Genomic DNA, 24137 nt, shown 5'->3' with positions numbered 1-24137 from the left:
GACCGCCCGGTCGACGCTGACGGCCGCCGCCGATGCCTGGCGCGCGGGGCATGCCGAGCCCGGGCGGCGTCCATGTCCGTACGAGTCAAGGGGAAACAAATTCATGCGAAACAGACTCGGAGCCACAGCCGTGGCTGTCACCGCCTGCGTGTGCGCGGCGGCGTTACTGGCGCCGACGGGGGCACAGGCCGCACCGCACGACCCGCACCGCGAGCACGACGGGAAGAAGGCGGGCGCCGAGCACCACGGGAAGAAGCCGGGCGCCCGGTACTCCGTCCGCCTCAGCCAGGGCGCCGACGGCGCGTCGGACGCCCCGTCGCTCAGCGCCGACGGCCGCTACGCGGTCTTCACGTCGTCGGCCTCCAACCTGGTCCCCGATGACACGAACGGCGCCCCGGACGTCTTCCTGCGGGACCTGAGGACCGGCCGCACCCAGCGTGTCAGCACCAACGCCGCCGGAGGCCAGTCCGGGCTCGGCGGCACCGAGGGAGCCATCAGCGCGAGCGGACGGTACGTGGTCTTCGTGTCGGCCTCGACCGACCTGATTCCGGGAGAAGTCCACGACAAGCCGTCGGTCTACTGGCGCGACCTGCGGACCGGGGAAGTGCGGTACGTCGGCAACGACCTCGGCAATTACCTGACGTGGGCGCTGCACGCGTCCGTCAGCGCCGACGGTCGGTATGTCGCCTTCGCCGTGAGCGAGACGGTCCCCCGACCGGGCGCCTCGATCGGCGTACGCGACATGCGCACCGGGGAGCTGACGAAGCACCCGTTCGCCCTGCACCGGGCCACCCGGCCGCTGCTCAGCGACGACGGCAGCGTCATGGTGTACACGAACAGCAGCTACTGGCCGTACGACAATCCGGCCTCCGACGTCAAGGTGGCCGACCCGCTCACCGGGACCCACCGGTCGCTGCACACCACACCCGACGGCGCCCGGGGCAACGGCAGGGCGTCCCAGGCCGGCATCAGCGGCAACGGCCGCTACGCCTCCTTCACCTCGACCTCCACCGACCTCGGCCCCAAGAACACCAACGGCGACGCTTCCAACGTCTTCGTCCGCGACCTGCGCACCGACGCCCTGCGCATCGTCGAGGCGCCCGACCCCGCCCTGTCGACCGCCGACGGGGCGCTCAGCCGCGACGGCCGGTACCTGCTCTTCCGGGCGTTCGCGGGTACGTCGGATCCGGGCACCTGGCACCTGCGCGACCTGCGCAACGGCCGCACCAGAGTGGCCATCACCGACGCCGCCGACACCCCGGCCCAGGCCGACACGGGAGACCGGCCGCTCGACGCCCGGGCCCGGACCGTGGCCTTCTCGTCCACGGCCGACAACCTGGCACCGGGCCCGCCCAGCCCGAAGGCGGACGCCTACGTGCGACGGCTGCGCTGAGTGCTTGCCCCACCGAAAACCGAGTAGGAGGGAGGACCGCAGCCCGCCTCCAGCGATGAGCGAGAACAGTTCCAAAGAGGCGCGCATCAAACGCCCTTCAGTACATGCTCAAGTGCCGCTCGGCCTACAGGTCCCCAGTGCGGCTTGCCGCCGGGAAGACCCCGATCTCCGTTCTGCCCCATGAGCATCAGGAAGAGGCACTTCAGCGCGGCCAGCCCGCGGGCACGCCGGATCGCCGCCTCGTCTGCATGCGCGTACGCGTCGAAGAACCGTGTGGTCGTGCCCGCGGGCAGCAGCACCCATGCGGCGGCGAGGTCCCACGCCGGATCGCCCGCGAACATGGCACCGAAGTCGACGACGCCGGAGAGCGTTCCGTCCGAGACGACGACGTTCGCCGGATGGAGGTCGCCATGCACCCACACCGGCGGCCCCTCCCACGCCTGGGCCGCAACCGCGTCGTCCCAGACGGCCCGGACGTCGGCAGCGACGTCGTCGGGGGCAACGGCCCGAAGGAAGTTCTCGAAGCCGTCCGTGCAGTCCCTGGGATGGGCACCGCGGTCCGTGGCGATCGGCGCCTCGGCGGGCGCCTCCACATGGAGCGCCCGGAGAAAATTTGCCAGCGTGTCGGCCGCGTGGGTGCCACGGCTGATCGAGCCGTGGTCCAGCGGCTCGCCGGGAACCCACGTCATCACGGTCCAGTGCTTGGGGAAGCGCTCGGACGGTTCGCCGAACCGCACCGGAGTCGGCACGGCGAGCGGCAGACGCGGAGCCAGCACCGGCAGCCACCGCCGTTCCTTGAGCTGGAGCTCCGGGGTGGGGTCCATGCGCTGCATGCGCACCGCCAACTCGTCCCCGAGCCGCCACATTTGGTTGCCCCAGCCGCCCGCCACCTCGCGGATGGCCAGCCCTGCAAGGTCTGGATGTTGCTCCCGCAGCAGGTCGCGAACCAGCTCTGCGGTGATCTCGATCTCGGTGTCGGTGTCGGTGTCGGTGTCGGTGTCGGTCATGCGAAGTCACGGTACTGAGGCGGCCGGCGGAACGGCGCTCGCTCTCCGGAACATCTCGCTGTGATGCCTCGGGCACCATCGGCCGTGTCGTAGATCGTTTCCCTCTTCGCGGGACGGGTCATCGCAGCGCCGCCGCCACGAGCCCGCGGATCTCCGTTTCGGACACACTTCCACCGCTCACCAAGCGGTCGAAGACCAACCCGTCCACGCACGTCAGCAACGTGACGGTCCGGGTTTCGGTGTCCGCCATGCCTTGCGCGGTCAGGAAGGCCTGTACGACCTGCCGTCCGGCGTTCTTTCGCGGCTCGAGGATCTCCCGAAGCTCGGGGTGATGGACGCTCTCGATGGCGCAGGCGTAGCGCGCGAGAGAGCGTCGCCGTCCTTCTCCTGTGAGCCGCTGCTCGATGAAGGCGGCGATCCCCGCGACCAGTTCCTCGGCGCTCCGCGGTACCGGCGTCCGGTTCCCGATCTCCTCGAGTTCTGCCTGGTCGAGGGCGACCAGGCGCCGGACCAGTGCGGTGAGCAGCGCCTGGCGGGTGCGGTAGTAGGCGGAGGTGGTGCCGGGCGGCAGGCCCGCTGCCCGGTCCACGGCTCGGTGGGTCAGTCCCCGCATTCCGGAATCGGCGAGCACGGTGATGGCCGTGTCGGCAAGGACGGTACGTCGATCGTCGGGCACCCCTTCTTTCTACACCCGTAGAGGCCAGGGGTGCTGCCAGGGGTATCCTTCTTCTACATCTGTAGAAACCGGGCGAGGCAGTCGGAGAGGGGCTGGCATGGGCGGCAGTGCGGTGGTGGTCGGGGGTGGCATCGGCGGGCTGGCCGCGGCGATCGGCCTGCGCCGGATCGGTTGGGAGGTGACGGTCGTGGAACGCGCTCGCGTCCTGGCCGACGTGGGCGCGGGCATTTCCCTGCATGCCAACGGCATCCGCGCGCTGGACGTCCTCGGTGTCGGCGAAGCGGTACGCGCCGCCGCGCGGCCCCAGTACACCGGGGGCACCCGCACTCCCCGCGGCGCCTGGCTGGCCCGGATGGACGGAGCCGTGCTGGAGCGCGAGCTGGGCACGCCGATCGTCGGTGTCCCCCGGGCTGTTCTGCACCGCCTGCTGCGCGAGGCGCTGCCTGCCGAGTGCCTTCTCGTCGGGGTCGAGGTGACATCGGTCGACCGCTCGGAGCCGGGCCGGGTGCGGGTGCCGGTCGAGGACGGCGTCGTGGACGCGGACCTGGTCGTGGCGGCCGACGGCGTGCACAGCCGGCTGCGCGGCCAGTTGTTCCCCGGCCATCCCGGCCCCGCCTACAGCGGATCGACGGTCCTGCGTGCCGTCACCGAGCATCCGGTGGCGCTGCGCAGCGACTTCGAACTGACCTGGGGAAAAGGGGCCGAGTTCGGCCACATCGCCTTCACCGACGGTCGGGCGGAGTGGCACGCGGTGCTCAACTCGCCGCCCGGCATACGGCATGCCGACGCCCTTGCCGCCATGCGCCGCCGGTTCGGCGACTGGCACGATCCGATCCCCGCGCTGCTGGACGCGACCCGGCCGGACGCCGTCCTGCACCACGACATCCACGAGTTGGCCACACCGTTGCCCGCCTACGCGGAGGACCGGATCGCGCTGCTCGGTGACGCGGCACACGCCATGACCCCGAACCTCGGTCAGGGCGCCTGCCAGGCCCTGGAGGACGCGGCCGCTCTGGCCGCCGCGCTCACCAGCGAGTCCACCATCGAATCCGCACTGACCCGTTACGACGCCGAGCGCCGCCCGCGCAGCCAGGCCGTGGCCCGGGCCGCGCGCCAGGCCGGCCGGATGGGCCAGCAGGTGTCCCACCCGCTGGCCGTGGCCTTGCGCAACACGGGACTCTGGCTGGCGCCCTCCGGCATGACCGTCCGGGCCATCCTGCGGCATGCCGACTGGGCCCCGCCGAGCCTGGGCTGACGGCACCAGAACCGCCATCGGCCTGGGTACGCTCCGTCCCACTCCAGATCGGACCAGACCCGCTGGCGCGCTCCAGCCGTTCGGGCCCGTGGGGGGTCTGTCAGGTGACACGCGTTCTCGACCGTCTGCTCGGCAGGGCATCGGCCATGAGGGAAGCCCACGAGGGGCGGGCGCCGGGGCCCTGGCCCCGTGTACGCGGTCTGCCCACCGACGAACCGACGGTGAACAAGCGACGGGCACCGCGTCGGCGGTCACGGGCTGCACCTGGTGTATACGGTCGGCGACAGTGTCGTCGTCGCATCCGACGCCTGGGGTAGGCCGGCGAGGAGACGACGTGGCAGACGCTCAGTACGCTGGGGCGTGGCGCGATGGGCGAAGTCCGGCGTTCCACCGACTTGGTGTTGGGCCGGCCGGTCGTGGTGAAGCTGCTGCACACCGACGGGTCCGGGCAGCCGGCGGCGACGGACACCGAGCGGTTCCGCCTGGAGGCCCGGACCGCCGCCCTCCTCAACCACCCCTACCTGGTCGGCGTCAACGACTTCGGCTCGCACGAAGACCAGCTCTACCTGGTCATGGAGCTCGTCGACGGCTGCACCCTGGCTCAGGATCGGTCGCTGCGCGGGAGCTTGCCCTGGCAGGAGGCGGCCCGGATCGCGGCGCAGATGGCGGCCGGCCTGGCTGCAGCGCACCGCCCAGGCGTGATCCACCGGGACATCAAGCCGGCCAACGTGATGCTCACCGCCGACCGCACCGTGAAAATCACCGACTTCGGCATCGCCCGCTTCGCCGACGAGGCCTCCGGCCAGCTGACCACCACCGGCAAGATCGTCGGAAGTGCCGCCTACCTGGCCCCCGAGCGGGCCCTCGGCCGCCCCGCCGAGCCCGCCTCGGATGTGTACGCCCTGGGCTGCGTGCTGCACGAACTGCTCACCGGACGCCCGCCGTTCACCGGCGACACCTCCCTCGTCGTGGTCCAGCAGCAGGTCGACGCCGCCCCGGCCCAGCCCCGCCGACTTCGCCCGGACATCCCCGGCCCGTTCGCCGACTAAGCGCTGCGCCTGCTCGCCAAGGACCCACCCAGCGTCCCACCGCCGAGCAGGCCGCGGTCTGGCTGTCCGACCCCGAGCAGCCGGCCGACCTGCCGGCGCCCCACCTGGTCACCGGGGTGGGCCCGCCCTCGACGTCCCCACCGACGGCGTATCCGTCGCGAACACAGACCCTTCCGCAAGCACGGCCACCGGCCGTCCGGCACCCCGGCGCGCCTCGGAAAGTGCTGGCCCCCATCGGCGGCACGGTCGTGTTCGCCGTATCGGTCACCGTCGGCGCGGTGCTGACGAGCGGCGGTGAGGACGCGGCCGCGTCGGCCGTCGGCGGTCAGACAGGACCCTTCCTTGTGCGAGGACGAGCCGCGGGCGAAGGTGCGTGACGTCACCGACGGCGGCAGGCGGATGAGCAGACAGGCACTCCGGATGCCCTCCGGGGCACTTCTTGCCGCCGGGTTGAGCTGACGCACACCGACCATGTCGAGACGTCGACTACCCGAGTCAACCCACCCGCGCGCGTGCGTCCTGGTCAGCAGGCGTAGGCGTTGCTTCTCACGGATCGCGCCTACTGATGAGTGTCGGCGGGGCGGGCATGCCACCAGCCGCGTGCATCGGCGGCCTTCTCCTTGCAGTGGCTGGCGACCGTGTCGGCGAAGACCTGGGCGAGCGGAGTGAGGGCGTCCCAGCGGCGCACCGCCCAACCCACGGGGAGAGGGGGAAGTCGGGGAATGGGGACGAGCCGAAGAGGGCCGTCGTCGCCGGGTATCTGACGGCCTGGCAGGGCAGGTACGACGGCGTGGCCGAGACCGAGTTCGGCCAGCAGGAGGGCGGTGTCCCAGTCGGCGACGCCGGTGTCGGAGCTGCTTCGGATCCCCAGTTCGGCGAATGCGGCGTCGAGGCGGGCACCTGAGGTGGAGTTCTGTGGCAGCCGGATGAGGCGGATGCCTGCGAGGTCGGCCACGTCGATGCGAGTCCTGCGTGCGAGCGGATCGTCGGCGCGGACGGCCAGCACCCAGGGCAGGTCGACGACGGGGCGCTGCTCGATGCCCCGCACCGGGCTGCCGATGGTGACCCAGGCGAGGTCCAGGTCGTCGGGGGCGAGGGCATCGAAACAGCTGCGGCTGGAGGTCTCTGTCTGGAACTCCAGGTTCACCTTCGGGTACTGCTGCCGGAAGGCGACGATGGCCTCGGACATGAAGTGCCGTACGGTCGTTCCCCCCGTGGTGACGCGCACAGAGCCGCTGTCACCGTTGACGAGGTCTCCCAGGCGCCGCAGGGCCAGATCCAGTCCGGCGATGCCATCGGCGGCAGCGTCCCACAGGACACGACCCGCGTGGGTGGGTACGACACCTCGCGCCCGGCGCTCCAGGAGACTCACTCCGGTCTCCCGTTCCAACCGCTTCACATGCTGGCTCACCGCCGACTGTGTGCGGTCCAACTGCCGGGCTACGGCGCTGAGGCTTCCCGCCCGGCACACGGCCACGAAGACCCGCAGGTCGTCCAAAGTCATGAACCCCAAGCTACAGCTTGGGTGTTGCGAGAAAACTACAGGATTGACTGGGGTGTGCCCGGACCGCGATGATCAGCGCAGGGCCCAGGCGGCAACCCGTCCGGCGCTTTCGTCGGTCCGGACCCCAGGCGAAGGCACGGACGGGTGCCGACCCGAGCGACGGAAGGATCCCGCCCGTGCCTGTTCCCCCTGCCGCTTCCGATCAAGCCATCGCTCTCCTGCGTGAGCTCGGAGCCGCCGAGATCGCCCATCCAGGAGGTACGCTCCTGGCGCACCTCGAGCGCGTCCACGAGCAACTCGCCGTGTGGGGCGCCCGCCCCGCCCTCCAGCTTGCGGGTCTGTGCCACGCGTTCTACGGCACCGACGGCTTTCCCACGGCGTTGTTGTCCCTTGAGCGCCGCGCCGAACTCACAGCGGCGATCGGTGTCGAGGCCGAAGCCATCGTGTACTTCTACGCCTCGTGCGACCGGAAGGCCACCTATCCCGGGCTCGCGGATGCGGACGCCTCGTTCCACGACCGGTTCACCGGCCGTGCCCGTACTCCCGCATCGCAGCACCGGCGGGACTTCGCTGAGCTGTCGGCCGCCAACGAACTCGACCTCGCCCGCATCGACCCATCCTTCCGTGAGAAGTGGGGAGCTGAGCTGCTGGCCCTGTTCACCCGCTTCCGTCCCTTGCTGAGCCGACCAGCTTGGTCGGACTGCCGCGTCGTACTCGCCTCGGATCCCCCGCCTCAGGACCGTGCAGGGCGCAGGAAAGTCGACACATCATGAGGGTCGCGTCCCCGTCGTCTGCCCCTTGTGACAGCTCTGCTGAGCCCACGGGGGCGCCGGAAGACTGAGAGTCAACGGCGGACCAGGGGGCCCGCAAAGGCCATCCGCCCGTCCATGCTCTGCATCGCTCCGTACGGATGCCCCGGAAGTCCGGACCGCGCCCGCGCCGGCCATCGCTCCCGGGTCCGGGGCGACCACGAACAGCTGCTTCGCCCGCGCGTGGCAGGCCGCCGGGTACTCGCCCATCGTCAGCCCGCGGTAGTCGACCTGGGCCCGGCCCGTGGCTTCTCACCCGCACGCTTCTCACCCGCCATGGTCCGGCCTCGGACGGCGGCCACGTCGGAGCGGGTGGCGGCCATGACGGCCTGGAACTCGCGATCGGAGTGCCCCGGGCACGCCGTGGGCGTTGGCTGGGCCCCATGGCCGGCTGCGTGCGCTGCACATGTCAGGCGTTCAGCCCCACGTCTCGCCGACGACCAGGTCCAAGCCGAAGTATCGGGCGGCGACGGACGCAAGGGGAGGCAGCGGGCCGTCCTCCATCGCGTGTTTGAAGGTGTGCACCAGGCATGTGCGCACCGGATGCAGCGGCCCATGGGGATTCCAACCGTCGTTCGTGGACAGGGGCCGGTTCTGCGGGCGGGCCAGGGCGAAAGCGACGAGCATCGTGCGCGCGTCTTCGAACCGGAAGTAGTCGGCGATCGCCCGGTTGGTGAAGTCGAGGTGATGGAAGACGACGGCGACGTCCTCCTCCCCGTACGGCGCCCTTTGCAGGGCGGGCACTACGTCGAGAATGGCGTCGCTCCGGGCCAATACGCGGGCCCGCTCGTGGGAGTCCCCCCACGGCGGCGGGTCGTCGTCTCGCAGCCCTTCGGGATACTTTTCCGAGCTCAGGACCGTGCCGGCCCCAGGGTTGTCCCAGCGGGCCTGGCCGCTGACACTTCCCCAGTTCAAACTCGCGTTGACGCACAGTTCACCGGCCAGCAGCGACCAGGGTGTGCAAGCCACCCGTTCGCGCGCCAAGTCGACCACAAGCCGTCCGAAGTCTTCCCGCGGCAATAGGACTGGCTTGGCGGGCGCGGTGAAGGCGTCGGTCCATATCCCCATGCGACGGGTGTACAGGCAAGTCCTGGGTCAGGGCCAACGAAATACGTCCCGTGGGCTGCTTGCAGTTCTCTGTGCTATGCACGGGTGATGACGATCACCAACGCTTGCGGATGGCCGTTCGACGCGGTGCTGTGCGACCTCCACAACGTGATCCGCTTCTATGACCTGACCCGATTGGCGGCTCTGGAACAGGCAGTTGGACTGGCCGAGGGGACAACCACGAGGGTGGCCTACGCTCCGGAGACAGACCTGCCGCTGCTCCTTGGAAAGATCAGCAAGCAGGAGTGGGTGGAGGCCATCGTGCTGGGACTCACCGGTGAGGTCTCGGAGCCTCAAGCCCGTGAACTGGGAACGGCACTCGCTGAGGCACCTTTCTGGGCTGACGAGGTGGTGGTCACGATGCTTCGCCGGATGCGGGAACACATGCCGGTCGTCCTGGTGACCAACGCAACTCTTGAGTTGGAGAGTGACCTCATATCGCTGGGGTTGTCCGACCTGGCAGACCATGTCGTGAGCAGCGCCCGGGTCGGAGTGGTCAAGCCCGACCGCGAAATCTATGAAATCGCCGCCGAGCGAGCGGAAACCGATATGGAGCGGTGTCTGTTCATCGACGACCGGCTGGAGAACATCGAGGCTGCCGTCGCACTGGGGATGACGGGTGTGCACTATCGCGGGCCGGAGGACCTGCGGAGGGTGTTGGGCTTCGCGCTCGATGCCTGAGGTTGCACAAGGCCAGCCGGAGGGCCCGACGCTCGTGAGGGCATCTGGTTCGGTGGGCATGGCTGGCCGTGCGGCTTCCGGAGCGGCTGGCAGGGCAACGATGGTGACCGGCTGCTGGCAGGGCGGACAGTTGCGAGTCGCTGCGGCAGCCGGGAGAGCAAGACCTACCGGAAGCAGACCACCACGCCCCCTGCCGACGGCGGCTCCTGGCAGCAGCTCCTCAGGGCGTGTCGATGGCCTTGTCCACCCCCGTACGCCGGCGCTCGCGCCTGCTTGGGGGGCGCCAGCCCGGGGTGACGGTTCGGGCGCGGGCGCACGGGGCTGCGACCCGGGTTTCGCCGTGGTTCGACCGGAGCTGAACCTCCTCGTGCACGCGGTGGCGGGACCCGCTGGTCAGCAGTGTCGGATCTGCTGCTGCCACACGCTGGGGTTGCCGGTGTTGAGGTACCAGTCGTTGACGTAGCCCGACCGCACCCCCAGGTCGATGAGCATCCAGTAGCGGTAGTTGGGGTTGTCCGCCGCTCCGTCGCCGGTCGTCCAGCAGGTGAGGCCGACCTCGTCACCGTTGAGGAGCGTCCCATGGGGAACGTTGGCGTACCCGTATCCGGGACCGGTGCGCATCTGCAGCCAGGAGCCCGGGTCGATCCCGGTCACCGTCGTGCAGTTCGTCATGTCCCCGGAGATGCTGCATCGGTGGATCGCCGCGTTCGCGGGCGTCGCCAGGCCCAGCACAGCGGCGGCGGTGGCCAGCGCGGTGATGAGTGCGGCCGGGCGACGAGGTCGAAGTGTCATGGTGATCTGCGTCCTCTCGGGTGACCGGCACCAGGTGTGTCCGGCTCGTTCGCCATGCTAGGTAGGCGAGCTACGAGCAGGTTCCTGACAGTTGTCAGGGTGGCCATGGGCCCAAGTGCGACGTCTGACCGGCACCACTCGCCCAGCCGGTATGACTATCCAGAGTTCTGTTGACAGACCTGAGTAGAGCCAGCACATGATGGCCGTCGACGGATTAGAGACTTTTGCAACTCGGCCGTCACCGCGAATAACTGGTCTGCCGGAAAACATCCCTGAACATCCCTGAAAGACGATCAGGAGTTCCGCATGAATGTCGCGACTCCGTTATCCCACGACGGGCGTGATCCGGTTGCGTCGTGTTTCAGGCGGTCTTTGACGGAACATCGGCTGCCTCACGCCGTTGAGACCCATGAAATCATCCCGCTTGCGGGCGGCGAGGGTGTTCTCATCTCTCAGCGCGAACCCAGCCAACTGGTGAAGGTTCCCCTGGACCCCGTCACGGGAGCTCTCGGCGAACCCACCGGTTACCGCCTCGGCAGTGCCGCGTCCGGCGCACACGGTCTCGCCGTGGGACACTCCCCCACCACACGTGGCCGGGTCTGGCTCACCCAGGAGTACATCGACACGGTCCTGCTCATCGACCCCGCCGGTGACGACCCGGCACATGAACCGACCGTCGTCAGACAACTGCCGCTTCCCCCGAACGCACGAGGACCGCATTACGTCGGGGAATACGGCGACGACCTCTGGCTCTCCCTCAAGGGCAACAACAGAGTGCTGCGCCTGAACCACACCGATCCCACCGACTACACCCTCTACCCCGGCTTGGACGTGCCGATCTTCGTCGCCCGTCACCCGGCCACCGGGCACTTCTACGCCACACAGGACCGGGAGAACCACCTCATGTGGATCGATCCCGACGAGGGCGCCGTGCGCCAGATCCCGGTACCGGCCGAGCAGGGCACCACACCCGTCGGCATGGTCGCGGGCCACGGTGCGGTCTGGGTGGCTCTGCTGGGTGATGCGCGCACCGGCACCGGCGTTTTCGGCCGTATCGACGGTGAGGACCGTGTCACCTGGTTCCGGCTCTCCGGCGAGGGACTGCAGGCCAGTCTCCTTCATCTGGCCTTCGACCCGCCCCACCAGCCGACCTGCGCCTGCGGCACCGACACGACGGAACAGATCCGCCTGTGGCTGCTGAGCTCATCCCTCCTGAGCCAGAAGGCAGATGACGCGATCTTTGAAGTCGTCATCCAGGACGACCGCGTCATCAGCCAGCAGCGGCATCTCCTCCCCACTCAACGATGCATGGCTCACCGCCTCCTGCGGCTGCCTGGCAGCGTGCTGGCCACCCAGATGCACACAGCATCCGTGGCCCAGTTGATCGTCGGCTGAGCCGACGCAAGCTGATCCTTGTGATCAACTGCCCGCAGACGCGTCCCGGCACCGCTACCGCTCGGCGGAGTGGCGCCCCGCCGCCCGGGGGCACGGTTCCGCGTTGTCGTTCGAGAGTCAGGGCCGCGGGGTCAGCACGAAGAGACCGGGACCGCTGTGGCAGAGCCTGGGCCGACGTCGTCGGCGATGGGCCGGGTGAAGTGGTAGCACTGACCGGCCGTTGTGTGCGACCTGGAGAGCAGGATGGAGACGGTTACCGTGTCTGCCCTGCGCACCGCGCTCTTGACGTCGTAGGAGCGCCGTCGTCCCGTGGGGTCGAGGGCAGGGCGGATCTCGCGGCGGTGGCGGTGAATTCGCGGCGGGACGTGTCGTAGGTGATCACGGGAGCTTCTGTGTGCCGCCAGATCACGCCGATGAGGGCGTCGGTGTCGGTGGCGCCGCTTGTGTCGAGTGCGCGGGTTGTGTCGTCCGCCGTGGCGCGGGCCTGCTTGAGGATCGATGCGAACGCCTTGTCCCTGCGCTCACTGTTGACGTTCCCGTCGTGCCAGTGCCGGTACCACAACCAGGAGACGGGGACGCCGAGAACGGTGATCAGCGCGATCAGGATGGTCAGGCAGCCGGTGGTCATGAGGCGGTTGGCCTGCCTCGTGATTACCAGTTTTCGTTCGGAGGTGGGGTGCCTCAGCGGCGCTTGGTCGCCCTGCGGCGAGCAGCGAAGCCGCCCAGTACGGCTGCCTTCAGGAGCAGGAGCGCGGCAACAGCGCCTACAGCCCCCGCAGACAAGTGCCAGTTCGCAACCAGCACACCCCCGAGCCCCAGCGGCCGGCACCTCGAGCACTTGGCCCACATCCGCGATCAGAGTGAGGATGCCGGCGAACGACTGGAGGCCGTGCTGCGGGCGTTCGCCCTCATCACGCACGACGTGGGCCATCACCACGACAGCGGCCTGGCGGCTTCCCTGCACAGTGGTCCACGGGTCGTGCAGGCGCAGCGGGAGCTGTACAGCATGGTCGAGGAGCTGCTGGCCGACGGCGCGCGCCAGGGTCGCGTCCGGGGGGACATCGCGCCCGGTGAGCTGGCGAGTTACTGCTTGCACGCCCTGGCCGCGGCCGGCGGCCTGCCCGCCCGGGCCGCGGTCCATCGCCTCCTCACGGTTACGCTGGCGGGGCTGCACCCCGTCGCCGTCCCCGCGTCGCATACCGACAGCGCCGCCGCCCACCCGGGGAAGCGACCTGGGCACCAGTCCCGCAGCTCCCAGCGACACGGGTGAAGCGCCCATCCGCTGCTCCGCAAGCGAGGCGCAGAGGCACGCCGTGAGACGGTTGCAGCCCCCGAGGCGGCGCGAGTTGTTGCTTGCCTGTCTGCGCCCGGCCGACCTGACCGCCGACCGGTACCCACCCCGGCGCTCGCGCGCTGGCCGGTGCCGGCCCTCTCCGCGCCCGGGCAACCAGCCCTCGCCGACTCCGACGCCTCAGTTCTCCAGGACGAAGATCGGCTTGTGGCCTGCCCGGTCGGAGGTCAGGACGTCGGGGATCTCGTCCCAGCGGTGGATGCCGCTGGTGACCAGCTCGGGGTGGAGCGTGCCGGCGGCCACCGCCTCCAGGGTCGGTGTCATGTTGGGCCGTGCGTGGCCCTTGCCGTTGTGGAAGTGGACTCCGCGCTGGTACAGCGCGAGCAGCGGGAGCTGGACGTCGTCGAAGTAGATGCCGACGCTGTTGACGTGGCCCTCGGGGACGACCGACAGCAGTGCCTTGCGCAGCCGCTCGGGGTCGCAGCCGGCGTCCACGGCGAGGTGGAAGTCCTTCTCGCGCCTGCCGTGGATGTCGTGGACCTCGGCGCCGAGCTGCTCGGCGACCTTCATCCTGACCGGGTCGTCGTCGTAGTAGACGGTGCGGGCGCCGGCGCAGTGGACCGCGACGTCGACGCAGTACAGGCCGATGGAGCCGGTGCCGCCGAAGACCGCGACCTTCGGGTCGGGGATCCCGGCGACGGTCGGCATCACGGTCTCCCAGCCGAGGGCGAGATTGTCGCCGATCGAGGCCAGGTGCACGGGGTCGACCCCGGCGGGCAGCTTGGCGAGGTTGAAGTCCGCGTAGGGAACGCGGATGAGTTCGTCGAAGGTGCCGCCCCAGGCCCCGTTCACCGGCAGGCCGTACTGGGCGTCGCCGTGACGGAGACAGCGCGCGGGGTGCCCGAGCTCGCACTGCGCGCAGCTGCCGCACGCGATGTGCCACGCGACGCCGACGACGTCGCCGACCGTGACCTCCGTGCAGTCGGGGCCGGCCTCGACCACCGTGCCCACGCACTCGTGGCCGAGGGGGAACGGGCCGAAGCCGGAGAACGGGGTCTTGTCGGCGATGACATGGTGGTCGAGATCGCAGGTCGTGGCCGCGAGCGGGCGCACGAGCGCGTCGGTGCCCTCGACGATGACGGGGGCGTCGACCTCGTCGAAGCGCAGCTGACCGGGCGCGACGAACATCAGGCTCTTCATGGGAAAGCTCCTCGCTTTCGTGGGATTCCGGGCCGGGCCGGCCGGTGTCGGCCGTCGGTCCGGCCCTCGTGGTCGGTCAGACGGCGCCGGCGTCCGGGTCGCCGGCGGGGACGGCGTCCAGGAAGACCATGTCCGGCGGTCCGGCCAGGGCCTGCGCCAGGGCGACGCCGATCTCACGCATCGCGGCGCCCTTCGTGTGCGCGTCCAGCGCCTCCCGCGAGGCCCACTTCTCGATCATGACGAACTCGCCGGTGGTGCCCGCCTTGCGGTGCAGCGCGTAGCGCAGGCATCCGGGTTCGGCGTGCACCGCGGGCAGCGCCGCCGTCAACGTCTTCTCGACCAGCTCTTCCTGGCCCGGCGTGGCGACCATCGTCGCCACCAGGACTACGGGCTCGGCCATGGGCTACCTCTCTCGCTTTATGACAGTCGTTATAACTATGGCAGATGGGCGGGGCGCTGCCGTCGATCGGGCAGGGCACCGCCTTCAGTCCAGGGCCGCGATAGCGGCCTTGACGTACTGGGTCGTGCGGTCGCCGCCGAGCAGTCCGGTGCCCATGCGATTCGTGACGTACGCGATCGCGGCCCGTCGTTCGGTGTCGATCACGACCACCGATCCGCCCCAGCCGGTCCAGAAACAGATCCGTCCCGGCGGGAGATACGGCACCGCCGGGGACGGCAGCCCGAACCCGATGCCGAAGCGCAGGTGTGCGCCGAGTACGAGGTCCGGCCCGTCCGTCTGCCGGTGGAAGATCAGGTCGATGGTCCGCGGTGACAGCAGGCGTATGCCGTCGAGCGTGTCGCCGCAGGCGATGACGGAGTGGATCCTGGCCGGCGACCGGGCGTTGCCGTGGCCGTTCGCCGCGCCGATCTCGGCGCGGCGCCACTCGGGATGCCGCGACTCCTCGGCGCCGCCCAGGGGACCGGTGAAGGTCTTCATCGACACGCCGTCCGGATCGGCGGCGGCGAGATCGCTCGACCGGAACGGCGGCGGTACGACATCGGCGACCCTGCCGAACTCGGAGTCCGGCAGACCGATGTGGAAGTCGGCGCCGAGCGGACCGGCGATCTCCTCGGCGACGAACCGGCCCAGGGTGCGTCCGTCGGTCCGCCGGACCAACTCGCCCACCATGTGCCCGTAGCTGAGCAGGTGGTAGCCGGCCGGACGCCGTGCCCGGGGCCACCACGGCGCCTGCGCGGCCAGCCGGGCCGTCGCCGCCGGCACGTCGCGGACGTCCGCGACGGTCACCGGCCGGTCCCACCCCGAGACGCCGGAGGTGTGCGACAGCAGGTGCCGGACCAGCACGCCCTCCTTGCCGCGGGCGGCGAACTCCGGCCAGTACCGGGCCACCGGGGCGTCGACGTCGAGCAGTCCGCGCTCCACCAGCAGCAGCGCGGCCAGGGACGTGACCGTCTTCGTGCACGACCAGACGTTGATGATCGTGTCGCGCCGCCACGGCGTCGTACGGTCCTGGTCGGCCCAGCCGCCCCACAGGTCGACCACCGGCTGCCCGTCGACCACGAGCGCGATCGAGGCGCCGAGTTCGTCTCCCGCGTCGAGGTTCTCGGAGAGCCGCGCGGCCAGCTCCGCGAAGCGCTCGTCGCACGTTCCGTCCGGATCCGCCATAGTCAGCCTCGGGTCCGCAGGTCGTCGCCGGCCGGCCGCAGCGCCGTGCGAGGCACTCCGCGCAGCTCGCGTCGGAGGCCGGCGCGCGCGATGTCGGCGGTGTCCAGCAGAGGTCTGGCGCATCCGCCACGGGGCGCGGTGGCCCTGCCGGGGGAAGCCCTGGACGCCCCTCTGGACGTAGCCGGAGGCCAGCTCGATCAGGGGCTGTTCCCGGACGCCGGGCTCCGCGGGCGGGGTGACCGCCGCGAGGTCCGCGCGGCGCATGTGGTTGAGGATGCGGCAGACCAGGCGGGCGGTGAGGTCCGCCCGCATCGTCCAGGACAGGTTGACGTAGCCGAAGCAGAGCGCGAGGTTCGGCACGTCGCTGAGCATGGTGCCCCGCCACAGCAGGGTGACGCGCGGGCTCGACCGGTTCGCCGTCGACGCTCACCGTGATGTGGCCGAACGCCAGCATGCGCAGCCCGGTCGCCGTCACGACGATGTCGGCCGGCAGGACCCTGCCCGACCGCAGCCGGATCCCCTCGGCGACGAAGCCGTCGATGTGATCGGCGACCACGTCGACCTCCTCGCGCTCGATCGCCTTGAACAGATCCGCGTCGGCGGCGATGCACACCCTCTGGTCCCAGGGCGCGTACGACGGGGTGAAGTGCTCACGCACCGCCTCCTCGCCGATCCGTCGCGCGGCGGCCCTGGTGAGCAGCGTCCGCGCGCGGTCCGGGAAGCGCCGGCAGTAGTGGTGGAAGCCGTTGGAGTAGGCGGCGTTGTGTGCCCTGATGACGCGGTGCGCCGGTCCGGCGGGCAGCCTCCGCCGGATCCTGGCGGCGAACCGGTCGCGCCGCGGCAGCGCGCTGATCCAGGTCGGGGTGCGCTGCAGCATGGTCACCTGCGCCGCGTCGCGGGCCATCGCGGGGACGATGGTGATCGCGGTCGCGCCGCTGCCGATCACGACGACACGCTTGCCCCGGTGGTCGAGCCCCTCGGGCCAGAACTGCGGATGCGCCACCGTCCCGGCGAAGGACTCGATGCCCGGGAACCGCTGGTCGTGCCCGCGCTCGTAGTCGTAGTAGCCGGTGCACAGGTAGAGGAACGAGCAGGTGACGGATCGGTGTAGTGGGCCTCCAGGTACTCCACGACCATGCGCCGCAGTTCCGGGTTGACGGGGGTCGACATCGGCCGGGTGAAGAGCTTCGCCGGCACCCGCAGCAGGGCACGGCCGGTGTCGAACCGGACCGGCGCGCCGAAGAACCCGGTGTACACCGACTCGTCGGTCAGCGGCGGGTGGGGCAGGTACACCCCGAGCAGTTCCTGGCGCTGTCACGTTTCCGGCTGCAGCCCGGGGAAGAGTGCGCGGAAGCGCTCGGGGTCGGGCGCGATGAAGACACCGTCCGCTGTGACCAGGTGCGTGGCAGGGTCCTCCTGGGTGGTGATCGTCCCGGTCACGTGGACCTTGCGGTTGTCCGTGCCGGTGACGCGTCCGAGGAGCCGCAGTGGTGTCTCCAGCGGGATGGGCCGGTGGTAGCGCAGCTGGAGGGAGACGGTCATGCCGGGGGTTCCGGCCACGGTGCAGGCGTGGCCCATGAGTTCGTCCAGGAGCATGGCGCTCACGCCGCCGTGGCCGTAGCCGGGCGGGCCTTCGTGGGCGATGCCCAGCGTGCAGTGTCCCATCACACCGTCGTCGGTGGGCGTGATGCGCACGGGCGGGGCCAGCGGGCTGCCGGCCCCCACGACCGGGCTGTACATCCGCGGACCGCCGGGGAACCGGTCCACTTCGGGGATCTCCGTGCGTGCGCGCCGTCGCCCGGTCAGCTGGCCGGTGACCTGACGGACGCCGTCCGCCACGCGGTGCAGGGTGTCGGGCGAGGCGGCGGTGCGGACGGTGGCGTCCACCAGCGCGCGCAGTTCGTGTCCCAGGCGGGTGATGGCGGCCCTCCGGTGCTCCAGGGACTCGGCTCCCGCTTCGGCGGGCGGCTCGGTGAGAGGGGTGTGCATCGGCAATCTCCGGGTGGGGAGGGGCGAGTTCTGGGTGGGGAGGGGCGAGGTCCGGGTGTCGTGGTCGGTCGTCGGCCCGGACGACGTCCGGGGATGCGACGCTTTCCGGGTCGGTGCTTTCCGGGTCGGTCTCGGCGGCAGAGCGGGCCTGTGTCAGCGGCGGCGGGAGACGATGACGTAGACTATGACGATTGTTATAGATCAGACATCGGAAGGGGTTCGCGGGTGACCAAGTCCAGTCCGTCGGCGCGGGAGCGGATCGTGGCCGGTGCGGCAGACATGATCAGTCGGCGTGGCCTGAACGCGACGAGCATCCGCGAGACGGCGAAGCACGCCAGCGCACCGCTCGGGTCGACGTACCACTACTTCCCCGAGGGCAAGCAGCAGCTGGTCACCGAGGCCGTGCGTTACACGGGCGAGTGGACCGCGCGCAGCCTGCGCAAGGAACTGCGGGCCGGGCCGGTCGCCGGTCTGCAGGCCTTCCTCGCTCTGTGGCGCAAGATCGTCGTGGACAGTGACTTCCGGGCCGGCTGTCCCGTCCTCGCGGTCTCCATCGAGGAACCGGCTCCCGGCGAGTCGTCCGCCGCGCTGGCGGCGGCCGCCGACGTCTTCACCACATGGGAGGGTCTGCTCGCGGACTCCCTGCGGGAGCACGGTGTCGAGCCCGAGCGGGCGGCGAACCTCGCGACGCTCGTCGTCGCGGCGGTCGAGGGAACCGTGGCCATGTGCCGTGCCAAGCGCAGCACCCAGCCCCTCGATCGCACCGCCGAGGAGTTGCGGGCACTCATTCTCGCCGCTCTCGCGGCGGACTGAGCCCGACTCACCGCGGACCGAACCCGACTCGCCTCGGTCGACGAGGACTGAACCCGGCTCGCCGGCCCGCCCCGGCCGCATCCCCCGCGCGTCCACCGCGGACCCCGGCAGCAGCATCGCCGCGTTCGCCACCTCCGGCTTCATACGCCCAGCGCGGCGCGGACCGCCTTGACCCGGTCCTCCGTGAACACTCCGCTCTCCAGCAGCGGCAGGATCGACAGCACGCCACCGGACGAGCCCCAGCTGCCCTCGTCGATCACCCGGAAGTTGACCCACCAGGCCGGCGCCGGCTTCTCCAGCCCGCAGGCCGCCGCCAGCGCGGCCAGCACGCGCTCGATGACCTCGGCCCGCACCTCCGGCTGCCAGGCCGCGTCCATGACCGCGAGGTCGATCACCATCACGTCGAGTTCAGGGTCGGCGTCCGCCAGTAGCCGGCCGCCGATGGCCATCATGTCCCGCTCCCGCTCCACGAAGTGCACCTGGAAGCCGGGCCGGGCGGCCGGAGCGAACCGGCCCACCTCGGGGACCAGTACCGCGTCCGTCAGCGTCTCGGCCAGCTCACGGCGCTGCTCCAGGCTCAGGCGGCCTTGGGGTGTGTTCACGGTGATGATGGTCACGACATCCTCCTATGACAGTCGTTATAGGAGGCAGGCTACACACCTTCCATAACGACTGTCATACCGGGCGGACTCCGAAGGAGACGTCAGTCGGTGACCACGGGGCTGCGGTGGATCCACTCGCTGCCGTGTGCCGCCTGGTACATGAAGGCGGCCACGTCAGCGCGGCTGATCGTCGGGTTGCCCTTCATCGGCAGCCGGTCCCCCGCGCTGTACGCACCCTTGGCGGGACCGTGGGTCAGCCGGGTCGGGTAGACCACGGTCCAGTCCAGACCACTGGAGCGGATGCGCTCGTCGGCGATCTCCTTGTCGGCGTAGATCGACCGCAGCAGCGTGCGGTAGATCGCCTTCTGCGCGGCGCTCGACTCGTCGAAGGTGTAGCCGACGCCGAACGACGACAGCCACACCAGCCGGGAGACGCCCGCCTCCTTGGCCGCGCCGATCACGGCCGCCGAGGAGCGCGTGAAGAGTCCGTCGGCGCGCACCGAATTTCCCCTGCCCAGCGCGGAGATGATCGCGTCACGCCCGGCCGCGCCGGCGAGGACGTCGTGGTGCGACGTGGCGTCCCCGGCGACCACCGTGACCTTGTCGGCCAGGTCGCCGAGAGCCGCCGGGTCGCGTACGAGGGCCGTGACCGAGTCGCCGGAGCGCAGGGCCAGATCGACGACATGGCGGCCGGTGGGGCCGGTCGCCCCGAGGACAAGCAGTTTCATGGCGAGGGCATCTTCCGTGAGGGCGCGGGGTGGACGTACGCGTGCGACATCGGGCTGCCACGCAGGAGCCGCGACGACAGAGCCGAACCGGACAGCAGTCCGCTACCCGGAAAGTAGCGGACTGCTGTCCGGTTAACAAGGTCGACCCCGCACCTCTCGCCACTGCCGTCCGGCCCGACCGCACTCACTGCCCGGCCGCCCTCACTGCCGGCCCGGCGCCCCCGCGCGCAGGCCGTCCATGACGATGTCCAGCAGCCGGGTGACCTGGGGGCGCCAGTCGCCGTTGATGTCGATCTGCCAGATGCCGGCGACGGCACGGAGGAAGTCGTCCGCGGTCACGTCCGGGCGAATGGTGCCGGCCTCGTGGTTGGCGTCGAGCAGGAACTCGATCGATCCGTACACCAGCGAGTATCCGGACGACCCCGGCCCTCCCGTCGCGCCGATGACCTGACGCAGCGCGTCGGCCAGCCCGGTCTTGGCCATGATGAAGCGGGCGAGCCGGTCCATCCACGCGCGCAGGGCCTCGTCGGGCTCCCTCGTCTTCAGCAACTCGACCGCACTGTCGGTGAGTTGCTGCACCTCGTGGCGGTACGCCTCCAGAACGAGCGCCTCCCGGTTGGGGAAGTTGCGGTAGAGAGTGCCCTGCCCCACGCCCGCCTTCTTGGCGATCACACTCATCGGGACTTCCGCGGAACGCGACAGCTCCACCAGCGCCACCTCCAGGATGCGCTCCCGGTTGCGTTGCGCGTCCGACCGCTGAGGCCCTCCGGTCCTCGACTCCACGTGCCCTCCTCCCGGGCTCCCGCCCGAAGCCCTTGCAGACCGGACAGCGGTCCGGTACTTTCCACGTGCCGGACTGCTGTCCGCTTTCGTTTCACCATAGCGGCGAAACCGTTCGGGGACGTTCGGGGTCGTCGAGCGGACGCGCCGACCAGATCATCACCGCCCTGCGCAGCGGGCACGAACACCTCGCCTCGCTGGTGCGCGGTCGGGGCGCCGGGGACCTCACCCGGACGTCCGGGGCGGCGGCGTGGGACGTGTCGCAGGTGCTCGGTCACCTGGGCAGCGGGGCGGAGATCGCCCTGGCCGTCCTCGAAGGCGCCCTGGACGGCACGGATCCCGAGGACGCTGAATTCAACAGGTCGGTGTGGGCGCGCTGGGACGCGATGTCCCGGGGCGAACGGGCCGAGGGGTTCCTGTCCGCCGACGAGGCCTTGGTCGCCATCTTCGAGGGACTCGACGCGCAGACGCGCGACGAACTGCGGATCAGCCTCGGTTTCCTGCCGGAGCCCGTGGACGTGGCGACGGTGGCGGGTCTGCGGCTCAGCGAGTTCACCTTCCACACCTGGGACATCGAGGTCGCCTTAGACCCGGCGGCCGTCCTGGCGTCCGACGCGACCGGACCCCTGCTCGACCAGGTCGGCATGTCCATCGGCCGCCTCGGGAAGGCCGACGCCCTGGACGGCCGTCCGGTCCGCCTCGCGGTACGGACCACCGCGCCCGAGCGGTCCTTCGGTCTCGACCTCGGCGAGGCGGTCGCGCTGGGCGAGGAACCGGCCGAGCCCGACGCGGTGTTGAGCGCGCCCGCCGAGTGGTTGCCGCGCCTCACGACGGGCCGCCACGCGCCCGCCTGCACGCCTACGGGCGTCACCCTCACCGGGGCCGCTCTGACGCTGGACGACCTGCGGCGGGTCTTCCCAGGGTTCTGAGCCGGGGGCTGCCCTGCGCGGTCGGGGCGGCCCCGGCCCTGCCCGGCTGCCCCGAGCCGGGAGCGCACGGAGACGGCTTTCTGGCCGCCCAAACGCGTAACCCATCGGTTACGCTTTCGGTGTGGACGAGCTGAGTGAGGTGGCCGACGCCATCGCCGATCCGGTGCGACGCGAGATCCTGCTCCTGCTGCGTCGCGCCCCGCTGACTGCGGGCGAGATCGCCGCCCGATTCCCCATCAGCCGACCCGCGGTGAGCCGTCACCTGCGCGTTCTGCGGGAGAGCGGCCTGGTACGGGACGAGCAGATCGGGCGCCACCGGAGCTATTCGCTCCTCCACACCCGTCTCGGCCACCTCGCCGCGTGGCTCGCCCGGTTCGACGACCGACAGCCCGACTGGACTCAGCGCCTGGCAGCCCTGGAGACCGAGGTCCACCGGACGCGGCGGGAGCGGAGCCGGGCCGCAGCACCCACCGACACCCACACCCCGACCCAGAAGGACACGGCATGACCCCCGAAGCCACGGGACGCCTCGTACCGATGCCGACCGGAAACGACCTCGTCCTCACCCGCACCTACCGCGCCTCCGTCGACGACGTCTGGGCGAGCATCACCGAACCGGAGCGCACGGCCCGCTGGTTCGGTCCTTGGCGCGGCGAAGCGGGGCCGGGCCGCACCGTCGAGCTGCAGATGGCCTTCGAGGAGTCGGCGCCCTGGTGCCCGCTGCTGATCGAAGGCTGCGAGCCGCCACGGCGACTCGCCGTCTCGATGCGGGACGAGGCCGGTCACTGGTCGATGGAAGTGCTCCTGTCCGAGGCCGAAGGCACCACCGAGCTCCGGCTGATCCACCACCTGACGTCCACGGAACAGCTCGGCACGACCGGCCCCGGCTGGGAGTACTACCTGGACATGCTCACCGCCGCACGCACGGGCGGACCCCGGCCCGACTTCACGGACTACTACCCCGCGCAGAAGGCGTACTTCGAGTCCCTGGCCTGAAACGCTGTCGGTGCCACCCGGCATGCCCCGGTGGGCAAGCCGTGCCTTGCGGCTTCTCCAGAAGATCCGGCCTCCGCCGGCGCTCGCTCCTCAGTGCAGGCCGATGGCCGGGGTGTCCAGTCCCAGGCCCCGGCGGATCGCGATCTCCACGGCGGAGTACGCGCCGTCGGCCCGCTCCAGTTCGTACGGCGCGGCCGGCATCAGTGGCGGCTGGGCCATGAAGCGCGGACGCACCCCGTGGTGGGGTTGCGCCGCGTGCACCAGGAACGGATGGCACAGGAAGACGTCGCCCGGGGACCCGGTGGCGAGGGCGACCGGCCGGTGGTCGGACGCCGCCACCAGGTCGGGCGCGAGAGTCAGTCCGCTCGCCCCGTCCTCCCCGTACTTCTCCAGCACCTTCGGCACGTCGAGGTGTGAGCCGACCCGGATGCGCGTCGGAGCGTCCTCCGCACCGACCTCGCTGAACAGGAACAGCATCAGCAACGCCCGGCCCCGGGAGCGCAGATCGGTGAAGTACCAGCTCTCGCCCTCCGGCAGATAACTCCCCTCGATGTGCCAGCCCGCGTCGTCAGGTTCCTCCTCGTGGGGGAAGCGCAGCGGGAACGTGCCCAGTGAGTAGCGCGGTTCCCAGCGGCCCGGACCGACGAGCAGGTCGTAGGCGCGGTGCAGGGCCGGGGAGTTGGGAGCTGCCGCGAACGGCCCCTGTGCCATGCCGGGAATCCAGTGCACGGGCTGTGTCCATGTCGCCGGGTCGTCCGGGTCGCAGCCCGTCTCCCGCCACAGCAGCCGTGCGCAGTCCGCGGCCACGCGGGGCGCGACGGCGCCCTCCAGCTTCACGAAGCCGTCGCGGAGGAAGCCGGATACCAAGGTCGTGTCGTCCATGCCCCCATCGTGCGGCGGACGGATCCCGGACACCCGACATCTTCCGCACCACCTTTGCCGGGTGGCCGTCGGGCCACTTCTCGCATCCGGGCGCCGGTCCGGCAGACGCGGCAGCCGGGCGATGATCAGAGGACGGAACGTCTGCGCTACATTTTGCCTCTCCTTGACCGCGATCACTCACGATCTCAACTTTCTGGAGTCGGCAACCCCATGAGCGACATCGTCAACGGACTCGGGCGGGCCACCGCGTACGGCGGGCTGGGGCTGGTCCTGCTGGTTCTCGGCATCGTCCTGGTCGACGTGCTGACGCCCGGAAAGCTCGGCCGGCAGATATGGGAACAGCGCAACCGCAACGCCGCGATGGTGCTCAGCTCGGCGCTGCTCGGCATCGGCGGCATCGTGTTCACGTCGATCTGGACGACGTACGAGGACTTCGGCAAGGGGCTGGTCTCGACCGCGGCCTTCGGGCTGCTCGGGCTGGTGATGATGGCCGTGGCGTTCCTGGTGGTGGACCTGATCACGCCGGGGCGTCTGGGGGCGACGCTGGTCGAGACGGAGCCTCATCCCGCGGTCTGGGTGACGGCGTCCTGCAACCTCGCCGTGTCGGCCATCATTTCGGCTTCCATCGCCTGACG

General features: G+C 70.5%; 26 protein-coding genes and 1 pseudogene. 12 read left to right on the top strand and 15 right to left on the bottom strand.

Going from position 1 to position 24137, the window contains the following annotated elements; genetic code table 11:
* Positions 1–130 precede the first annotated feature (130 nt).
* On the top strand, positions 131–1393 hold the full coding sequence (locus ABZ948_RS13865) for a TolB family protein (RefSeq protein WP_359759174.1): 1263 nt from the start codon (positions 131–133) through the stop codon (positions 1391–1393).
* 86 nt (positions 1394–1479) lie between these two features.
* On the opposite strand, the gene ABZ948_RS13860 is transcribed toward ABZ948_RS13865, so the two are convergent.
* Together ABZ948_RS13860 and ABZ948_RS13855 are read right to left on the bottom strand one after the other, a co-directional pair.
* On the bottom strand, positions 1480–2400 hold the full coding sequence (locus ABZ948_RS13860) for an aminoglycoside phosphotransferase family protein (RefSeq protein WP_359759172.1): 921 nt from the start codon (positions 2398–2400) through the stop codon (positions 1480–1482).
* 118 nt (positions 2401–2518) lie between these two features.
* Positions 2519–3076, bottom strand: a complete 558-nt coding sequence (locus tag ABZ948_RS13855) for a TetR/AcrR family transcriptional regulator (protein ID WP_359759170.1) — start codon at positions 3074–3076, stop codon at positions 2519–2521.
* A 97-nt stretch (positions 3077–3173) separates the two neighbouring features.
* Here ABZ948_RS13855 and ABZ948_RS13850 point away from each other — a divergent pair, with 97 nt between their 5' ends.
* Both ABZ948_RS13850 and ABZ948_RS13845 read left to right on the top strand, forming a co-directional pair.
* On the top strand, positions 3174–4331 hold the full coding sequence (locus ABZ948_RS13850; RefSeq protein ID WP_359759168.1) for an FAD-dependent monooxygenase: 1158 nt from the start codon (positions 3174–3176) through the stop codon (positions 4329–4331).
* A 368-nt stretch (positions 4332–4699) separates the two neighbouring features.
* Positions 4700–5380: a serine/threonine-protein kinase gene (locus ABZ948_RS13845; protein ID WP_359759166.1), complete on the top strand. Its 681-nt coding sequence runs from the start codon at positions 4700–4702 to the stop codon at positions 5378–5380.
* Between the two features lie 559 nt (positions 5381–5939).
* On the opposite strand, the gene ABZ948_RS13840 is transcribed toward ABZ948_RS13845, so the two are convergent.
* Positions 5940–6884, bottom strand: coding sequence for a LysR family transcriptional regulator (locus ABZ948_RS13840; RefSeq protein WP_359759164.1), 945 nt, complete (start codon positions 6882–6884; stop codon positions 5940–5942).
* Positions 6885–7060: 176 nt separating this feature from the next.
* On the opposite strand from ABZ948_RS13840, the gene ABZ948_RS13835 reads away from it, so the two are divergent.
* Positions 7061–7657 carry a DUF6817 domain-containing protein gene (locus ABZ948_RS13835; RefSeq protein ID WP_359759162.1) on the top strand — a complete coding sequence of 199 codons (597 nt, stop codon included), beginning with the start codon at positions 7061–7063 and terminating at the stop codon, positions 7655–7657.
* 453 nt (positions 7658–8110) lie between these two features.
* On the opposite strand, the gene ABZ948_RS13830 is transcribed toward ABZ948_RS13835, so the two are convergent.
* A complete protein-coding gene (locus ABZ948_RS13830; protein ID WP_359759160.1) occupies positions 8111–8761 on the bottom strand; it encodes a hypothetical protein in 651 nt (216 codons plus the stop codon).
* Positions 8762–8848: 87 nt separating this feature from the next.
* Here ABZ948_RS13830 and ABZ948_RS13825 point away from each other — a divergent pair, with 87 nt between their 5' ends.
* Positions 8849–9481 carry an HAD-IA family hydrolase gene (locus ABZ948_RS13825; protein ID WP_359759158.1) on the top strand — a complete coding sequence of 211 codons (633 nt, stop codon included), beginning with the start codon at positions 8849–8851 and terminating at the stop codon, positions 9479–9481.
* 393 nt (positions 9482–9874) lie between these two features.
* Here the strand turns inward: ABZ948_RS13825 and ABZ948_RS13820 are convergent, their stop codons facing one another.
* A complete protein-coding gene (locus tag ABZ948_RS13820) occupies positions 9875–10273 on the bottom strand; it encodes an SH3 domain-containing protein (RefSeq protein ID WP_359759156.1) in 399 nt (132 codons plus the stop codon).
* 306 nt (positions 10274–10579) lie between these two features.
* Here ABZ948_RS13820 and ABZ948_RS13815 point away from each other — a divergent pair, with 306 nt between their 5' ends.
* Positions 10580–11668, top strand: coding sequence for an NHL repeat-containing protein (locus ABZ948_RS13815; RefSeq protein ID WP_359759154.1), 1089 nt, complete (start codon positions 10580–10582; stop codon positions 11666–11668).
* A 253-nt stretch (positions 11669–11921) separates the two neighbouring features.
* Here ABZ948_RS13815 and ABZ948_RS13810 read toward each other — a convergent pair whose 3' ends face one another.
* On the bottom strand, positions 11922–12296 hold the full coding sequence (locus ABZ948_RS13810) for a hypothetical protein (RefSeq protein ID WP_359759152.1): 375 nt from the start codon (positions 12294–12296) through the stop codon (positions 11922–11924).
* A gap of 261 nt (positions 12297–12557) precedes the next feature.
* Between ABZ948_RS13810 and ABZ948_RS13805 the strand changes: the two genes are divergently transcribed.
* A complete protein-coding gene (locus tag ABZ948_RS13805; RefSeq protein WP_359759150.1) occupies positions 12558–12938 on the top strand; it encodes an SbtR family transcriptional regulator in 381 nt (126 codons plus the stop codon).
* A 201-nt stretch (positions 12939–13139) separates the two neighbouring features.
* Here the strand turns inward: ABZ948_RS13805 and ABZ948_RS13800 are convergent, their stop codons facing one another.
* From ABZ948_RS13800 to ABZ948_RS13775, 5 genes and pseudogenes are all read right to left on the bottom strand, one after another.
* A complete protein-coding gene (locus ABZ948_RS13800; RefSeq protein ID WP_359759148.1) occupies positions 13140–14159 on the bottom strand; it encodes a zinc-dependent alcohol dehydrogenase in 1020 nt (339 codons plus the stop codon).
* A gap of 76 nt (positions 14160–14235) precedes the next feature.
* Positions 14236–14559 carry a putative quinol monooxygenase gene (locus ABZ948_RS13795; RefSeq protein ID WP_359759146.1) on the bottom strand — a complete coding sequence of 108 codons (324 nt, stop codon included), beginning with the start codon at positions 14557–14559 and terminating at the stop codon, positions 14236–14238.
* An 84-nt stretch (positions 14560–14643) separates the two neighbouring features.
* Positions 14644–16155: a serine hydrolase domain-containing protein gene (locus tag ABZ948_RS13790; protein WP_359759144.1), complete on the bottom strand. Its 1512-nt coding sequence runs from the start codon at positions 16153–16155 to the stop codon at positions 14644–14646.
* A gap of 538 nt (positions 16156–16693) precedes the next feature.
* Positions 16694–16807: pseudogene (locus tag ABZ948_RS13785) on the bottom strand (hypothetical protein); the annotation flags it as partial.
* 290 nt (positions 16808–17097) lie between these two features.
* Positions 17098–17772, bottom strand: a complete 675-nt coding sequence (locus ABZ948_RS13775; protein WP_359759142.1) for a PaaI family thioesterase — start codon at positions 17770–17772, stop codon at positions 17098–17100.
* Positions 17773–17997: 225 nt separating this feature from the next.
* On the opposite strand from ABZ948_RS13775, the gene ABZ948_RS13770 reads away from it, so the two are divergent.
* Complete coding sequence (locus ABZ948_RS13770; RefSeq protein ID WP_359759140.1) at positions 17998–18585, top strand: TetR/AcrR family transcriptional regulator; 588 nt, start codon at positions 17998–18000, stop codon at positions 18583–18585.
* Between the two features lie 140 nt (positions 18586–18725).
* Here the strand turns inward: ABZ948_RS13770 and ABZ948_RS13765 are convergent, their stop codons facing one another.
* The 3 genes from ABZ948_RS13765 to ABZ948_RS13755 form a co-directional block, all read right to left on the bottom strand.
* Positions 18726–19202 (bottom strand): tautomerase family protein, encoded by a 477-nt coding sequence (locus ABZ948_RS13765; protein ID WP_359759138.1) that lies wholly within the window; start codon positions 19200–19202, stop codon positions 18726–18728.
* 86 nt (positions 19203–19288) lie between these two features.
* On the bottom strand, positions 19289–19915 hold the full coding sequence (locus ABZ948_RS13760; protein WP_359759136.1) for an NAD(P)-dependent oxidoreductase: 627 nt from the start codon (positions 19913–19915) through the stop codon (positions 19289–19291).
* 201 nt (positions 19916–20116) lie between these two features.
* Positions 20117–20698, bottom strand: coding sequence for a TetR/AcrR family transcriptional regulator (locus ABZ948_RS13755; protein ID WP_359759134.1), 582 nt, complete (start codon positions 20696–20698; stop codon positions 20117–20119).
* A 152-nt stretch (positions 20699–20850) separates the two neighbouring features.
* Between ABZ948_RS13755 and ABZ948_RS13750 the strand changes: the two genes are divergently transcribed.
* From ABZ948_RS13750 to ABZ948_RS13740, 3 genes are all read left to right on the top strand, one after another.
* Entirely contained in the window at positions 20851–21624 is a 774-nt protein-coding gene (locus tag ABZ948_RS13750; protein WP_359759197.1) for a maleylpyruvate isomerase family mycothiol-dependent enzyme, read from the top strand.
* Positions 21625–21745: 121 nt separating this feature from the next.
* Entirely contained in the window at positions 21746–22132 is a 387-nt protein-coding gene (locus ABZ948_RS13745) for an ArsR/SmtB family transcription factor (RefSeq protein ID WP_359759132.1), read from the top strand.
* Positions 22129–22620: an SRPBCC family protein gene (locus ABZ948_RS13740; protein ID WP_359759130.1), complete on the top strand. Its 492-nt coding sequence runs from the start codon at positions 22129–22131 to the stop codon at positions 22618–22620. The genes ABZ948_RS13745 and ABZ948_RS13740 overlap by 4 nt, the downstream gene beginning before the upstream one ends.
* A 90-nt stretch (positions 22621–22710) precedes the next feature.
* Here the strand turns inward: ABZ948_RS13740 and ABZ948_RS13735 are convergent, their stop codons facing one another.
* On the bottom strand, positions 22711–23502 hold the full coding sequence (locus ABZ948_RS13735; protein WP_359759128.1) for a phytanoyl-CoA dioxygenase family protein: 792 nt from the start codon (positions 23500–23502) through the stop codon (positions 22711–22713).
* 210 nt (positions 23503–23712) lie between these two features.
* Between ABZ948_RS13735 and ABZ948_RS13730 the strand changes: the two genes are divergently transcribed.
* A complete protein-coding gene (locus ABZ948_RS13730) occupies positions 23713–24135 on the top strand; it encodes a DUF350 domain-containing protein (RefSeq protein WP_086603835.1) in 423 nt (140 codons plus the stop codon).
* Positions 24136–24137 lie beyond the last annotated feature (2 nt).

Source organism: Streptomyces olindensis (genome assembly GCF_040645895.1).
GTDB classification, from domain to species: domain Bacteria; phylum Actinomycetota; class Actinomycetes; order Streptomycetales; family Streptomycetaceae; genus Streptomyces; species Streptomyces olindensis.
Note: the sequence above shows the minus strand (reverse complement) of the source record. Positions and strands in the feature narration are given on the sequence as shown.